The following is a 14,319-nucleotide window of genomic DNA, read 5'->3' as shown; positions in this document are numbered from 1 at the left end:
CGCGCCCGGCGACCATAGCGAAAGCGCGGGCCGTGCCGCAAGCCCGTTGCCTCATGACTCTTGCGGGTTACGACTTCTGCGCCTCATCAACGTCATCCCGGCACCAGCAACACTAGCCCGGACACGAACAGCAGTCCGAGCACGAGACGGCGGAAACCCGCCTCGTCCAGCCTGCCGTAGAGATGCAATCCCGCCCAGATCCCGCCCAGCACCGGCAGGAGCCCGAGCGCGAACAGCGTCACGACATCCCGCTTGATTTCGCCATCGACGCCGAGGCCAATGGCTGTCAACACGAACGCTCCGAAAATGACCGGCTGAAAGATCGCGCGCTGCGCATGTCGCGGTACGCCCGTGAGCTGGCACCAGATCACCACGATCGGGCCGGCGAGGCCCGTCAGTCCGCCGAGCACGCCATTGAAGAAGCCCACCGCGCCGTCAGTCGGGAAGGTGACGCGTAGCGGCGAAATCTTGAGCGGCAATGCCCCGTAGGCACTGTAGCTGACCAGCAGAACGCCAACCGCACGGCGCACCCAGACCGGATCGAGATGCGCAAGCAGAAGGACGCCAAGCGGCACGCCGATCGCGCCACCTGCGATCAGCGGCAGCACGCGCCGAAAGTCTATCGCGTGACGGAACGTCCACACGCCATGCGCCTGCACGAAAAGGCCATAGCCGACGATCAGTGCCGTGGTCTGAACCGGCGTCAGCACGTGCAGCCACACGCCGGACACGACGAGCCCCATCGCAAAGCCCGCGAGCCCGGTGGTCAGTCCGCCAACAAATGCAGCGAGAAGAAAAAGGGTCAGTGCCGTTGCGTCGAGCGGCAGCACAATGATCGTGCCTCAGCTCCGGAAATGCTTCGACAGCTTCAGGCTCTGCGCCTGATAATTCGAACCGATGCCCTGACCATAGAGAGTGTCCGGCCGCGCCATCATCGCTTCGTAGACAAGCCGGCCGACGATCTGGCCATGCTCGAGAATGAACGGCACTTCGCGCGAGCGCACCTCGAGCACAGCACGCGCGCCGCGCCCGCCTGCGCCGGCATAACCGAAACCGGGATCGAAGAAGCCGGCATAATGCACCCGGAATTCGCCAACCAACGGATCGAACGGCACCATCTCCGCAGCGTAGTCCGGCGGCACCTGCACCGCCTCTTTCGAGGCGAGAATGTAGAACTCGTTCGGATCAAGGATCAGACTCTTGTCGGGCCGCGCGGACATCGGCTCCCAGAAGTCGGCGACGTCATAGCCGTTACGCAGATCGACATCGATCAATCCGGTATGGCGCTTCGCCCGATAACCGATCAGGCCGCCCGCGAAGTCGCCGGACAGATCGACACCGACCGCGACGCCATTGGTGAGGTCTGCTTCATCGGTATCGACCAGCCGTTCGCGCTCATGCAGCGCGCGCAATTGCGCGGCGTCGAGCAATGTATCGCCGCGCCGGAAACGGATCTGCGACAGGCGCGAGCCCTGCCGCGCGAGCACCGGGAAGGTGCGCGGCGAAATCTCGGCATAAAGCGGACCCTCGTATCCCGCGGCCACCTGGTCGAAGCCGCGCGAACGATCGGCGATTACACGCGTGAACACATCGAGCCGGCCGGTGGAGCTTTTCGGATTTGCCGTGGCGGAAATGTCGGCCGGCAGCGACAGGCTTTCCATCAGCGGCACGATATAGACGCAGCCTGTTTCCAGAACCGCACCGTCCGAGAGATCGATCGTATGAAGCCGCAGCGCCTCGATGCGTTCCGCAACGGTCGCCTGGGGACCCGGCAGGAAGCTCGCGCGCACGCGATACGCGACAGGGCCGAGGCGAAGATCGAGCGAGGCGGGCTGGACCTGACCGTCAGCGTAGGGCGCCGACGGCCGCAGGTGGCCGCCCTCGGTCAATTGCAGGATTGACCGGTCCGGCAGGATGCCGCTGCCATTTCCGTTGAACGTCCGCGCCAAGCGCTGTCTCTCCGTCCCCGTCACCCTAGTTCCCGATGGGTCTAGATGATGACGCCGGAACCGCAAAGGCGCGAGCCGCGCGGTCCCCTCATTTATCCCGGAAAATCGCCCCTCAGCGGGCGTGCGCGGTCAGCGTCGAGCGGGTCGCGGCTTCCGCAATGGCACCGGCCAGGAGCTTGGCCAGGCAGCCATAGCTCCAGTCGTTCATGTGCAATTCGTCTGGCGAGATGAACGCCTCGAACGGGATGCGGGACACCTGCCGCCAGTGCCGCATCACCGCGAAGCGGCGGAACAGGTCGACATTCTGGGTCTTGGCCGTGGTCGCGAGGAGATCGACCATCGCGTCGGCGTCCTTCTTGGCCAGCACTTTCGGCGCGAATTGCGGATCGATCAGCACGACATCGGCGCCGGACGCCTTCATGCGCCGCAGCCCTTCGAGGATGTCCGAACGCACCGCGGGAATGGCGGTATCGCGCAGAACGGCATTTGCGCCGACCTGCCAGAGGATCAGGTCCGGCCGCTCCGACAGCACGCCCTCGTCCATGCGCTTGATCATGTCGCGGGCTTCCTCGCCGTTGACGCCGCGATTCACCACGGTGACCGGCTGGGCCGGAAAGCGGTTTGCGAGCTCGACCGCAAGCCGCGCGGGATAGGATTTGTCGGGCGCGCTCGCACCGGCGCCGGCCGTCGAGGACGAGCCGATCGCAACGATCTTCACGGGTTCGCCGGCCGCGAGCTTGCGCCCCGTACGGACCAGCGGATTCATCAGGCGCGTCACGTCATCAGGAGCCGCGCAGGCCGGCGCTGCGGCCGGAGCCGACGCAGGCGCGGCGGCGAGCACCTTATCCTCAGCGTGCGAAAGACCTGGACCGGCGGCCAAAAGCGCCGCAACCAGCAGCGATGTCCGGATGGAAAAAGGGCAGGAAAACACCGTCACTGTGTGGGTCTCGCTTTGATGCCGTCGAGATTGGCGGCTTCCACCACAAGAGATGCCAACGCGCGGCCGAGGCAATCGTGAACCTTGTACGCGGTCGTTACATCCTTGGTGGCAAGGTTGAGGTCGAAATTCCCGTTGTCATTCCAGTAGCGCATGATTTCGCGGCGATCGAACAGCGGCACCTCGCGGTCGCGCGCCACCACCCGCATCATGTCGGCATAATTCGACAGCGAGATCATCGTTTCGGTACGCGGGCTGTACTGCATGTTCATCAGGATCAGGTCAGCGCCAGCATCAATGATATGGTCGATGCCCTCGTCGAGCGAGGTCCGGAAGCTTTCGGGGTCCACTCCCCGCATCGCGTCCACCGTACCCGTCTGCCATATCACCAAATCCGGCTTCCGGTCGAGCAGGGCCTTATCGAGCCCTTGCGTCATATCTGCGGCGGTCTGGCGGGATTTCGCAATCGCAACAACGCTGATCTCGACCCCCGGATAGCGCTTCCGGAGGACTTCCTCCAGCCGGCCGGGATAGGCTTTTCCGGCCCCGTCCGTCCCCGGCAGGACCGAGGACCCGGAACCGACCACCAGAATTGTGAGCCTCTTGTTCTCCTCGACCGCCTTCTTGACGTGTTCGAGCTTGCCCTCGCCGAACAGGATATAGCCCGGCACCTCGCAGGGATCGACCTCCGGTTGTGACAGGGTATGCACGTTCGGTGCAGGCTTTGACGCGTCCGGGTGCGCCTGGCTCTGAGCCATAGCCGGCCCCTGCGCCGCAACCAGCGCGAGCACGCAAAGGCCGGACATCACTGCCTTCATGCCTCGCCTCCTAGCGAGGATTTCGCCGACCGGTCAACCGGACGGGCGGCGATCTTGCGCGCCGTCGCGTCCTTGTACCATGACAGGAACCAGGCAACGGCAACCATTATCAGGATGCCTAACACGCTCACCAGAATCTGCATCGGGATGCCCGGCGATATCTCGACCTTGGCGAAGTGCGCGGCGAAAGCCAGGAACACGCCGAGGCAGAAGATTTCGAGCGAATGCTGCCCGCACAGGATGGCCGGACGCAGCCAGCGCGACCGCAGCGGCGCCCAGTCGCGCGGCACGAAATAGACCGCGATCGCCGCCAGCGCCAGGAAATGGGCAAAGCGCAGGACGTCCAGATTGGTCTTGTCGATCGGATAGATGTGCTCCGCGAGCCAGCGCGGAACCAGCGGCGCCAGCCGCGGAAAATGCCAGGTCAGCGTGATCAGAAACGCGAAGACGAGATAGGCGATCGCGACCCCCAGCGTGATCCTCGATCGCAGCAGCCATTTGAGCCGCTCCGCCCCGCCGAGCGCACACCAGGCGCCGAACACGAACAGGAGCTGCCAGGCGAGCGGATTGAAGTACCACGTCCCGCTTGGATAGGCGGGCAGGTTCCATCCGAACTCCCAGGTCAGCGCATAGAGCAGAACCGACAGGGCCAGTGCCACCGTCGCATTGCGTAGCAACAGCCACAGCATCGGCGGAAAGCACGCCATCAGCACGATGTAGAGCGGCAGCACATCCATATTGACCGGCTTGAACTTCAGCAGCAGCGCCTGCACCAGCGTCACGTCCGGCTGCTGCAGGAACTCCAGGATGTTCATTTCTTCCGCATAAAGCGGGTTCTGAAAGCCGCGCGCCACATAGGCGATCTGGCCCATGTAAATGACGAACAGGAAGATGTGCGCGACATAGATCTGCCAGGCGCGTTTCAGGATGCGCGCGCTCGACACCACGAAGCCGTAATCGCGCATCGCGCGCCCGTAGACGAACGCAGCCGTGAACCCGGACACGAAAATGAAGATCTCGGTCGCGTCCGCGAAACCGTAATTGCGGATCGTGATCCAGGCGACGATGTTCGAGGGGATATGGTCGAGAAAGATGAACCACAGGGCGAGCCCACGAAACAGGTCGAGCCGCAAATCGCGGTCGGTCGGTATGGCTGGAGCCATTCGTGAGTTCACTTCGAGGCCAATTCCCTTGCGGCGACATTCGCCGAGCACGGTTGCGGTTGCAAGTCGCGAATTGAAGCTGTTATTTAGTATGGAACCTCATGCCGCTGATTTGAAGGGCGGCTCACAAAGCTTGGCCGGACACCGAACCGCATGTACCGCGCCGTTACACGCAATATCGAAGTCGTCGTCACGCCACGGTTTATGTCCGACCGTTCAGCGCCGGAGAAGAGCCAGTTCTTCTGGGCCTATACGATCGAGATCTCCAACAAGGGCGGCGAGACGGTCCAGCTCAAGACCCGCTATTGGCATATTACCGACGGGTTCGGACGCGTGCAGGAAGTGCGTGGAGCGGGCGTCGTGGGCGAGGAACCCGTCATCGCTCCGGGCAAGAGTTTCGAATACACCAGCGGAGTTCCATTGCAGACTCCATCCGGGATCATGACCGGCCGTTACGGGATGGTGACCGAAGACGGCGAGCAATTCGACATCGACATTCCCGCGTTTTCGCTCGACAGCGTCCACGCCTCGCGCACGATCAACTAGAGCGCTTTCGAGCGAAGTGACTGCCCCTTACACCGTCTGCGCCTCGCGCACGCGCGCACCGCTCGCAATGGTCTGCGGCGCCTTATTCAACGTCTCGATCGCAAAGCCCGCTGCGGCCTTGTAGCCGGCCATGAACTCGGCGCGCTCCTTCGGCGGGATCACATCGTCGATGTTGTCGAATGTTCCACCGCATCGCTCGTCGACGATGTTGAGAAGTCCGAATGGCCCCGCACCGCGGTTTCGCAGAACGAGTTGCGAGATCGGTCCGCAGAGTTTGGCGTCGAACGCAGCCAACGCGTCCGGCGTTGCGCCATGCTCCACCATCGCCGCGCCAAGCGTACGCGCATCGACGATCGCCTGGCTGCCGCCATTGGAGCCTGTCGGATACATCGCATGCGCCGCATCGCCCATCAGCAACACCGGTCCATCCTGCCACGTCTCAACCGGATCGCGGTCGATCATGGGATTCTCGAAAACGCTATCGGCATTGCGCAGCAATTCGGGCACATCGAGCCAATCCCAGATCCAGTCCTGGAAGTGATGTGCGAAGACATCGATGCCGACCTGACGGAACCAGCCGCTCTGTTTCCAGCCGTCGGCGTTATCCATCGTAACCTCGGCGATCCAGTTGATCATCGAGAGCCCGGTGCGAGGGTCGGGATGCGAGATCGGATAGAAGACGACGCGCTGGCGATGCGTGCCCAGGCCAACCATGGACGCACCGCTTCGGATCGGCTTCGCCCATGTCGTACCGCGCCACATGATCGCGCCACCCCAGTGGATCGGCGGCTGTGCCGGATGCATCTGTGCGCGGATGACCGAGTGAATTCCGTCAGCGCCGATCAGCAGCGCCCCGGTCTTCTCCGACGTTGAGCCGTCCGCGTGTTCGACGCACGCCGTGACACCACCGTCCGCATTCTTGCGATATCCGGTCACGCGACTGCCAAGCTTCACCGCCTGCGCGCCGATGCGCTCCACGACCTTGTCATGCAGCATCATGTGAAACTTGCCGCGATGCACGGCGTATTGCGGCCACTTGTATCCGGCGAGCAGCCCGCGCGGCTCGGAATAGATGTCGTTGCCGTTCAGCCCGACCAGCGCCCATTCCTTCGCTGGCAGCCCCACACGATCGAGATCCGCCTGAGTGAAGCCGAGATCATACAATTCGCGAACGGCATTGGGCTGCATGTTGATGCCGACGCCCAGCGGACGCATCTCGCGCGCCGCCTCGAACACGACGCATGGCACGCCGATCTGATGCAGTGTCAATGCAGTCGCGAGGCCGCCGATGCCGCCGCCCGCGATGATTACAGGATTATCGGTCACTCGCCCCACCCGGTCTGGAACCTGACCGGCTTCCTCTAGCCGCTGGAGGGCGGCAGGGGCAAGTCGGACGACTCATTGAAATCGGAAGACGCGGCCCAACAGGCTCAGGGGCCTTTTGCCTCTCCCCGCTTGCAGGGAAAGGTAACCGAAGCACTCAGCTTTACAGCGCCTGATCCACCTCCCCATCATTCGCGCCAACCTCGTCCGGCGCGAAATCATAGGTGCGGTTGCAGAACTCGCAGGTCACGGCGATCTTGCCGTCTTCCACCATGTGGTCGCGGTCATCCTGCGAAAAGCTCTTCAGCATCGCTTCGACATTGTCGCGCGAGCATGAGCATTTCGCCTCGATATTGGCGCTATCGAACACCCGCACGCCGCGTTCGTGAAACAGGCGATAGACCAGCTGCTCGGTCGAGAGATCTGGATCGATCAATTCGATATCCTCGACCGTTTCAACCAGCGCCTTGCCTTCGACCCAGGCATCGTCTTCCGACACCTCCTCGATCGTAACGCCTTCCGGAACATCGCCCGGATCGAGGTCGGCCACGCGCATGCGATCCGGCGACTTTGGCAGGAATTGCAGCATGATGCCGCCGGCGCGCCAATGCGTGGCGCCGCTGTCCCCCGCACGCATTTCCTCGGCGACGGCCAGCCGCACGCGGGTCGGGATCTGTTCGGAGCGCAGGAAATATTCGTGCGCCACCGCTTCAAGCCCCTCACCGTCAAGCGCGACCAGACCCTGATAGCGGTTCATGTCACCGCCCTGATCGATGGTCATCGCAAGATGTCCGCGGCCGAGCATTTCGCCGGCCGAAACCTTGCCTGCAGCAATCGCCTCCGCCACGCGATTGCGGTCAAACCGTGCGCAGGCGCGCATGCGCCCGCCAGTCACGTAATCGACCACCAGCATGCGCACCGGCCCGTCGCTCTGGGTCTGGAGGATGAAGCGGCCATCGAATTTCAGTGACGAGCCAAACAGCGCGGCAAGTGCGATCGCCTCTCCGAGCAGTTTTGAAACCGGAAGCGGATAATCGTGGCGGCTGAGGATTTCATCGACTGCGGGGCCGAGGCGCACGATACGGCCGCGCAAATCCAGCGCCGACACTTCGAAGGGAAGAATGGTGTCGTCGGGAGTGTGATGGGAGGGCCGTCGGGTGGGAATTTCGATATCCATCAGCGCGTGCTTGCGTTCAGGCACCAAGTAAGAATGCCCTTCTGCGCATGCAAGCGGTTCTCGGCCTCGTCGAATACCACCGATTGCGGGCCGTCCATCACTTCGTCGGTGACTTCCTCGCCGCGATGGGCGGGCAGGCAATGCATGAAAATGGCGTCAGGCCGCGCCTTGGCCATCAGTTTCGCATTGACCTGATAGGGCTTCAGAAGGTTGTGCCTGAAGACCTCGCTGTCTTCGTCGCCCATCGAGACCCACGTGTCCGTCACGACGCAGGATGCGCCGCGTACGGCCTCTTCCGGGTCGGTTCCGACGTGAATGGCGGCGCCGCTCTCGGCTATCCAGTCCATCAGCCACGGCTGCGGCTTCAGTTCCGGCGGGGTCGCGACATTAAGGCGGAAGTCGAACCGCTCGGCTGCGTGCATCCACGAGGTCAGCACATTGTTGGCGTCGCCGGTCCAGGCCACAGTCTTCTTCTTGATCGAGCCGAGATGCTCCTCGAAGGTCATCACGTCGGCCATCACCTGGCAGGGATGGGACTGCTTGGTCAGCGCATTGATCACCGGAACGGTCGCATGCTGCGCGAGCTCGGTGACGAGGTCGTGGTCGAGCGTGCGGATCACCACCGCATCGACGAAGCGCGACATCACCTGCGCCGTATCGGCGATCGACTCGCCGCGTCCGAGCTGCATCTCCTGTCCGGTCAGCGCAATGACTTCTCCACCGAGTTGCTTCATCGCAACTTCGAACGAGATGCGCGTGCGCGTCGAGGGGCTGTCGAAAATCATCGCAAGCGTCTGGCCGCTGAGCGGGCGCTTGCCGCGCCCCCGCGATTTCTTCATTGCGCGTGCGCTCGCGATGATCGCACGGAGGTCGGCCGGGCGAATATCGACCAGATCGATAAAGTGGCGGATGCTGCGCCGGATGCTTTGTTTTGCCATCAGACTGCTGCCGGGGTCGCGGGCTTGGCTGCCTGGGACAGCTTCGCGCACGCACGATCGATTATGCTAATGCTTTCGGCGACGGCGGCCTCGTCGATGATCAGCGGCGGCAAAAGGCGAACGACGTTGTCGCCGGCGGCGATCGCCAGCATCTTCTCGTTGCGAAGCGCCGCGACCATGTCGCCATTCGGCACGACGCAGCAGATGCCGAGCAACAACCCCTCGCCGCGGATTTCGGCGATCACCGACGGATAGCGATCCTTCAGCTCCGCCAGCCGCTGCTTGAGCAGAAGCGACACCTTGCGCGTGTTGTCGAGGAAGCCCGGCGCCAGCACCACGTCGAGCACCGCATTGCCGACGCGGGTCGCGAGCGGATTGCCGCCGAAGGTGGAGCCGTGGGTGCCGGCCGTCATTCCCTTGCCGGCTTCGGCGGTCGTCAGGCAGGCGCCGATCGGGAACCCGCCGCCGAGCGCCTTTGCCAGCGCCATGATGTCCGGCGCGATGCCGCTACGCATATAGCCGAACAGGTCGCCGGTGCGGCCGATACCGGTCTGCACCTCGTCGAACACCAGCATCAGGCCGTGGTCGTCGCACAGCTTGCGCAGTTCGCGCAGGAACTGCGGAGGCACCACCCGCACGCCGCCCTCGCCCTGGATCGGCTCGATCAGGATCGCGGCCGTGGTGGGACCGATCGCTTTTTTCGTTGCCTCGAGATCGGCGAACGGCACCTGAATGAAGCCGCCCGCCACGGGACCGAAGCCCTCAAGATATTTTTTCTGACCACCGGCTGCGAGTGTCGCGAGCGTGCGCCCGTGGAAGGCGCCTTCATAGGTGATGATGTCGACGCGCTCCGGATGGCCGGACGCCGCGTGATATTTGCGCGCGGTCTTGATCGCGCACTCCATCGCCTCGGCGCCGGAATTACAGAAGAAGACGAGGTCCGCGAAGCTCGCCGCGCAGAGCCGCTCCGCCAGCCGCTCCGCCTCCGGAATCCGGAACAGATTGGAGACATGCCAGACCTTCTGCGCCTGATCGGTCAGCGCCTCGACAAGAGCGGGATGCGCGTGACCCAGCACGTTCACCGCAACGCCCGAGCCGAAGTCGAGGTAGCGCTCGCCATTGTTCGCGATCAGCCAAGGACCTTCGCCACGCTCGAAAGCAAGGTCGGCACGCGAATAAGTCGGAAGAAGATGCGAGACCACGACAGAACATCCGGCAGAGCAAAGACAGACGATGTCAGAGCTTAAACGAAATGTGCCGCCCCCGCGGGCGGCACGTCGATTTCCATTGTAGGTGCGGTCGGATGGGTGTCAACCGAGCGAAGCGGTAAGACCATGCCGCAACCGCGGCAATAAGGCGTGGAAAACGTCGCTGGTGAGGCAATGAGGGTGGGGACGCTTTGGCCCCGGACTCTTGCGGCCGAGTCCAGCGATTGTGTAGTGTCGCCTCAGTCAGACACGACATCTCGTGCGGCGGGCAGACTAAGTCAGTACATCTGCGTGTGTTGCGTCACGTTGGCAGCTTCCGGCTGTCCGCGACGGGATCGGATTCTGCGGACGGAGGCCCGTCCGCGGGCAAAAAGGAGAAACCCATGACGTGGACCGACGAACGGGTCGAACAGTTGAAAAAACTCTGGTCCGACGGCCTTTCGGCCTCCCAGATCGCGGCGGAACTCGGCGGCATCACCCGTAACGCCGTGATCGGCAAGGTGCATCGTCTTGGTCTGTCCGGCCGCACCAAAGCCCCCTCCTCGAGCGCGCCACGCCAGCGCAAGCCCAGGGCATCCCATATGTTGCGGGTGTCCCGTCCCGCCATTCGCGGCAACACCGCCCTCGCACAGGCCTTTGCCTTCGAATACGAAGTCGAGGCTGAGCCGGCCATGGTCGAGAATGTGGTTCCGATCGGACAGCGCCGCACATTGCTGGAACTGAACGAGCGGACCTGCAAATGGCCGATCGGCGACCCGGCAACCGCAGAATTCTATTTCTGCGGCGGAAACTCCGTAGCGAGCCTGCCCTATTGCGCCTATCACTCGCGCATCGCGTACCAGCCGCCGGCCGCGCGCCGCGACAAGCGCCCGGTCCGCTGAGTTTGGCGAAAGCCTTGCGACCAAAGAAAAGCGCCCCGGATCGAACCGGGGCGTTTCTCTTTCAGATGCGGATTTGATCAGCTGGCTTTGCCGAAGCGATCATCGATTGAATAGCCCGATCCGCGCACGGTCCGGATCGGATCGCCGTCACGGCCGCGATTGAGGGCCTTGCGCAGACGGCCGACATGCACATCGACCGTCCGCTCGTCGATATAGACCTCGCTGCCCCAGACGCCATCGAGCAACTGCTCGCGCGTGAAGACGCGGCCGGGACGCTCCATCAGGAATTCGAGCAGCCGAAACTCGGTCGGTCCGAGATCGACATCGCGGCCCGCGCGCGACACCCGCTTCCTGACGCGATCGAGTTCGATCTCGCCGAGCGTCAGCACATCGGCGACACGCTCCGGACGGGACCGGCGCAGCAACGCACGGATGCGCGCGACGAGCTCCGGAACGGAAAACGGCTTGACGATGTAATCGTCGGCCCCGGTCGACAGCCCGCGGACACGCTCACTCTCTTCGCCGCGCGCTGTGAGCATGATGATCGGCAGTGATTTGGTTTCCGGCCGGGCCCGCAGCCTGCGGCAAAGCTCGATGCCGGACAAGCCGGGGAGCATCCAGTCGAGCACCACGAGATCGGGCGTGCTCTCACGCAATCTCGTATCGGCGTCGTCGCCACGCGCGACGGTTTCGACCTCATATCCTTCGGCTTCGAGATTGTATCGCAGGAGGAGCGACAACGGCTCCTCGTCCTCGACAATCAGGATCCGCGCGTTCGGGCCGTTCATGTCCACGCTTCCGTCATCCTTGCGCAGCCAAAGGCGTAAAGCTGGTGGTGTCGGCTTTCGGCCGCTCCAGGGTGATCGGCTCGCCCTTGATCACGTAATGAACCGTCTCGGAGATGTTAGTGGCGTGGTCGCCCATGCGCTCGATGTTCTTCGCCGAAAACAGGAGGTGGATGCAGAAGGTGATGTTGCGCGGATCTTCCATCATGTAGGTCAGGAGTTCACGGAACAGCGACACGCACATGGCGTCGATTTCCTCGTCGCGCTTCCAGACGTCCATGGCTTCGTCGACGTCGCGGGCTGCGTAGGCATCGAGCACGCGTTTCAGCTGATCGAGCACGAGACCGCCCATGTGATCGACGCCGCGGATCAGCTTGAGGGACGGATATTCTCCGTTCAGGTCGAGCACGCGCTTGCCGATATTCTTGGCAAGATCGCCGATGCGTTCGATCTCGTTCGCGACTCGCAGCGCGCTGACCACCTCGCGCAGGTCGATCGCCACCGGCTGCCGGCGCGCGATGGTGAGGATCGCTCGATCCTCCAGTTCGCGCTGGAGCGCATCCACCTGCGCGTCGGCAGCGATCATCCTGCGCGCAAGATCGGTGTCGCGCCGCGTCAGCGCATGGACCGCATCGGCGATCTGCTTTTCGGCCAGCCCGCCCATTTCAGCGACCATGCGGTTGAGTTCGCGCAGGTCGGCATCGAAGGCCTTGGTGATGTGGTTGGACATCGTTGTGATCCTTGTCCTTTCGCGGCCGGTCAGCCGAAGCGCCCGGTGATGTAATCCTGCGTGCGGCGGTCCTGCGGCGTGGTGAAGATCATTTCGGTCGGCCCCTCCTCGACAAGACTGCCCAGATGGAAGAACGCGGTCCGCTGCGACACGCGCGCCGCCTGCTTTATCGAATGGGTGACGATGATGATGGTGAAATTCTGCCGCAGTTCGTCGATCAGTTCCTCGATGCGGGCGGCGGCGTTCGGGTCGAGCGCCGAGCAGGGCTCGTCCATCAGGATGACCTCGGGGCCGACCGCGATGGCGCGCGCGATGCACAGGCGCTGCTGCTGGCCGCCGGACAGCCTGGTGCCGGGATCGGACAGGCGATCCTTCACTTCCTCCCAAAGGCTGGCGCGCTTCAGGCTCGAGATCACGATGTCGTCGAGATCGGTCTTCGAGCGCGCCATGCCGTGAATGCGGGGACCATAGGCCACGTTCTCATAGACGGATTTAGGGAACGGATTGGGCTTCTGGAAGACCATGCCGACGCGGGCGCGCAGCTGCACAACGTCGAGCGACTTGTCGTAGATGTCGAGATCGTCGATCTCGATCCGGCCGGTGACCCGCGCCGACGGGATGGTGTCGTTCATCCGGTTGATGCAGCGAAGGAACGTAGACTTGCCGCAGCCGGACGGCCCGATGAAGGCCATTACGCTCCGCTCGGGGATGTTGACGCTCACGTTCTTCAGCGCGTGCTTTTCGCCGTAATGGACGTTGACATTCTCGGCGACCACCTTCGCCCGCGCGGGGGCGGATGGCGCAAGCGTCGTCGCAGCGGCGGTGGCGGGTTGAACCAGGGCGTTCATGGCCGGCATTTCTTACTCCGTGTCTATTACCAGCGCCGTTCGAATTGCCTGCGCAGGATGATGGCAGCACCGTTCATGACGAACAGGAAGACCAGCAGCACCATGATCGCGCCCGCGGTCTTCGCCTGGAATCCGGCCTCCGGCAGGTCGGACCACAGGTAGATCTGGACCGGCAGCACTGTCGCAGCGTCGGTGATGCTCGACGGCGTCTCAACGATGAAGGCGACCATGCCGATCATCAGGAGCGGCGCGGTTTCGCCGAGCGCATGCGCCATGCCGATGATGGTGCCGGTCATGATGCCGGGCATCGCCAGCGGCAGCACATGATGGAACACCGCCTGCTGGTGCGAGGCGCCGACTCCGAGCGCGGCCTCCTTGATCGAGGGCGGCACTGCCCGGAGCGCGGCGCGCGAGGCGATGATGATGGTCGGCAGCACGAGCAGCGCCAGCACGAGGCCGCCGACCGCCGGCGCGGAGCGAGGCAAGCCGAAGAAATTGAGGAACACTGCAAGACCGAGCAGGCCAAAGACGATCGACGGCACGGCCGCGAGATTGTTGATGTTGACCTCGATGATCTCGGTGAAGCGGTTCTTCGGCGCGAATTCCTCGAGATAGATGGCGCCGGCAACGCCGAGCGGCACGCACAATGCGAGCGTGACGAACAGGGTCAGGGCAGAGCCGACCAGCGCGCCGCGGATGCCGGCGAGCTCAGGCTCGCGGCTGTCGCCGGAGGTGAAGAAGCGCCAGTTGAACCGCCGCCGGACTTCACCATTCGCCTTGAGGGCCTCCAGCCACGTCACGATACGATCGTTGAGACGCCGGCTTCCTTCCGGGGTGACATAGCTGACGACCTGCCAGCTATTCGGACCGGCCGGCGCTGCCGAAGCGAGCGGAAGAAAAACCTCGCCCTTCACGCTGTTGGCGCTGACTTCCGTGACTTTCATCACACCCCTGTTGATGGCGATCAGAAGGCTCGCGGCGCGGTCGTTCAGCGCTTCCGGCGCGGACGTATTCTT

At 63.5% G+C, this 14,319-nt stretch carries 14 protein-coding genes and 1 pseudogene; 2 read left to right on the top strand and 13 right to left on the bottom strand.

From position 1 onward, the window contains the following. Positions 1–92: 92 nt before the first annotated feature. The 5 genes from VNZ93_RS01350 to VNZ93_RS01330 all read right to left on the bottom strand — a co-directional run bounded on the left by VNZ93_RS01350 (position 93) and on the right by VNZ93_RS01330 (position 4,867). Positions 93–830, bottom strand: a complete 738-nt coding sequence (locus VNZ93_RS01350; RefSeq protein WP_325698957.1) for a sulfite exporter TauE/SafE family protein — start codon at positions 828–830, stop codon at positions 93–95. 12 nt (positions 831–842) lie between these two features. Next, positions 843–1,949, bottom strand: a complete 1,107-nt coding sequence (locus VNZ93_RS01345; RefSeq protein WP_325698955.1) for a 2'-deoxycytidine 5'-triphosphate deaminase — start codon at positions 1,947–1,949, stop codon at positions 843–845. Between the two features lie 112 nt (positions 1,950–2,061). Then, on the bottom strand, positions 2,062–2,790 hold the full coding sequence (locus tag VNZ93_RS01340; protein ID WP_325698952.1) for an SGNH/GDSL hydrolase family protein: 729 nt from the start codon (positions 2,788–2,790) through the stop codon (positions 2,062–2,064). A gap of 92 nt (positions 2,791–2,882) precedes the next feature. Continuing rightward, entirely contained in the window at positions 2,883–3,704 is an 822-nt protein-coding gene (locus VNZ93_RS01335; protein ID WP_325698949.1) for an SGNH/GDSL hydrolase family protein, read from the bottom strand. Further along, a complete protein-coding gene (locus VNZ93_RS01330; protein WP_325698946.1) occupies positions 3,701–4,867 on the bottom strand; it encodes an OpgC domain-containing protein in 1,167 nt (388 codons plus the stop codon). Before VNZ93_RS01330 ends, VNZ93_RS01335 begins: the two co-directional genes overlap by 4 nt. Before the next feature lie 153 nt (positions 4,868–5,020). Between VNZ93_RS01330 and apaG the strand changes: the two genes are divergently transcribed. Then, positions 5,021–5,413, top strand: a complete 393-nt coding sequence (gene apaG / locus VNZ93_RS01325; protein WP_325698943.1) for a Co2+/Mg2+ efflux protein ApaG — start codon at positions 5,021–5,023, stop codon at positions 5,411–5,413. A 27-nt stretch (positions 5,414–5,440) separates the two neighbouring features. Here apaG and VNZ93_RS01320 read toward each other — a convergent pair whose 3' ends face one another. The 4 genes from VNZ93_RS01320 to VNZ93_RS01305 all read right to left on the bottom strand — a co-directional run bounded on the left by VNZ93_RS01320 (position 5,441) and on the right by VNZ93_RS01305 (position 10,053). Continuing rightward, positions 5,441–6,739, bottom strand: a complete 1,299-nt coding sequence (locus VNZ93_RS01320) for a flavin-dependent oxidoreductase (protein ID WP_325698940.1) — start codon at positions 6,737–6,739, stop codon at positions 5,441–5,443. A gap of 160 nt (positions 6,740–6,899) precedes the next feature. After that, positions 6,900–7,913 carry an Hsp33 family molecular chaperone gene (locus VNZ93_RS01315; protein WP_325698969.1) on the bottom strand — a complete coding sequence of 338 codons (1,014 nt, stop codon included), beginning with the start codon at positions 7,911–7,913 and terminating at the stop codon, positions 6,900–6,902. Then, positions 7,913–8,851, bottom strand: coding sequence for an ornithine carbamoyltransferase (gene argF / locus VNZ93_RS01310; protein WP_325698937.1), 939 nt, complete (start codon positions 8,849–8,851; stop codon positions 7,913–7,915). Before argF ends, VNZ93_RS01315 begins: the two co-directional genes overlap by 1 nt. Beyond that, complete coding sequence (locus VNZ93_RS01305; RefSeq protein WP_325698934.1) at positions 8,851–10,053, bottom strand: aspartate aminotransferase family protein; 1,203 nt, start codon at positions 10,051–10,053, stop codon at positions 8,851–8,853. Before VNZ93_RS01305 ends, argF begins: the two co-directional genes overlap by 1 nt. A gap of 389 nt (positions 10,054–10,442) precedes the next feature. Here VNZ93_RS01305 and VNZ93_RS01300 point away from each other — a divergent pair, with 389 nt between their 5' ends. Further along, the gene (locus VNZ93_RS01300; protein WP_325698931.1) at positions 10,443–10,940 is read left to right on the top strand and encodes a GcrA family cell cycle regulator; all 498 of its coding nucleotides are present in this window, start codon (positions 10,443–10,445) and stop codon (positions 10,938–10,940) included. A 77-nt stretch (positions 10,941–11,017) separates the two neighbouring features. Here VNZ93_RS01300 and phoB read toward each other — a convergent pair whose 3' ends face one another. From phoB to pstA, 4 genes and pseudogenes are all read right to left on the bottom strand, one after another. Beyond that, a complete protein-coding gene (gene phoB / locus VNZ93_RS01295; protein ID WP_325698928.1) occupies positions 11,018–11,728 on the bottom strand; it encodes a phosphate regulon transcriptional regulator PhoB in 711 nt (236 codons plus the stop codon). A gap of 13 nt (positions 11,729–11,741) precedes the next feature. After that, a complete protein-coding gene (gene phoU / locus VNZ93_RS01290) occupies positions 11,742–12,455 on the bottom strand; it encodes a phosphate signaling complex protein PhoU (protein ID WP_325698925.1) in 714 nt (237 codons plus the stop codon). 29 nt (positions 12,456–12,484) lie between these two features. Further along, positions 12,485–13,303, bottom strand: coding sequence for a phosphate ABC transporter ATP-binding protein PstB (pstB, locus tag VNZ93_RS01285; protein ID WP_325698966.1), 819 nt, complete (start codon positions 13,301–13,303; stop codon positions 12,485–12,487). 26 nt (positions 13,304–13,329) lie between these two features. Then, positions 13,330–14,151, bottom strand: a pseudogene (gene pstA / locus VNZ93_RS01280) (phosphate ABC transporter permease PstA); the annotation flags it as partial. Positions 14,152–14,319: the final 168 nt, after the last annotated feature.

This window comes from Pseudorhodoplanes sp. (assembly GCF_035565795.1).
In the GTDB taxonomy this organism is placed as follows: Bacteria; Pseudomonadota; Alphaproteobacteria; order Rhizobiales; family Xanthobacteraceae; genus Pseudorhodoplanes.
This window is presented reverse-complemented; position numbering and strand designations above follow the sequence as displayed.

Coding starts and splice junctions, on each gene's coding strand:
- VNZ93_RS01335 (WP_325698949.1), bottom strand. CDS start 3,704: ATGAAGGCAGTGATGTCCGGCCTTTGCGTGCTCGCGCTGGTTGCGGCG.
- VNZ93_RS01330 (WP_325698946.1), bottom strand. CDS start 4,867: ATGGCTCCAGCCATACCGACCGACCGCGATTTGCGGCTCGACCTGTTT.
- apaG (WP_325698943.1), top strand. CDS start 5,021: ATGTACCGCGCCGTTACACGCAATATCGAAGTCGTCGTCACGCCACGG.
- VNZ93_RS01315 (WP_325698969.1), bottom strand. CDS start 7,913: ATGGATATCGAAATTCCCACCCGACGGCCCTCCCATCACACTCCCGAC.
- argF (WP_325698937.1), bottom strand. CDS start 8,851: ATGGCAAAACAAAGCATCCGGCGCAGCATCCGCCACTTTATCGATCTG.
- VNZ93_RS01300 (WP_325698931.1), top strand. CDS start 10,443: ATGACGTGGACCGACGAACGGGTCGAACAGTTGAAAAAACTCTGGTCC.
- phoB (WP_325698928.1), bottom strand. CDS start 11,728: ATGAACGGCCCGAACGCGCGGATCCTGATTGTCGAGGACGAGGAGCCG.
- phoU (WP_325698925.1), bottom strand. CDS start 12,455: ATGTCCAACCACATCACCAAGGCCTTCGATGCCGACCTGCGCGAACTC.
- pstB (WP_325698966.1), bottom strand. CDS start 13,303: ATGAACGCCCTGGTTCAACCCGCCACCGCCGCTGCGACGACGCTTGCG.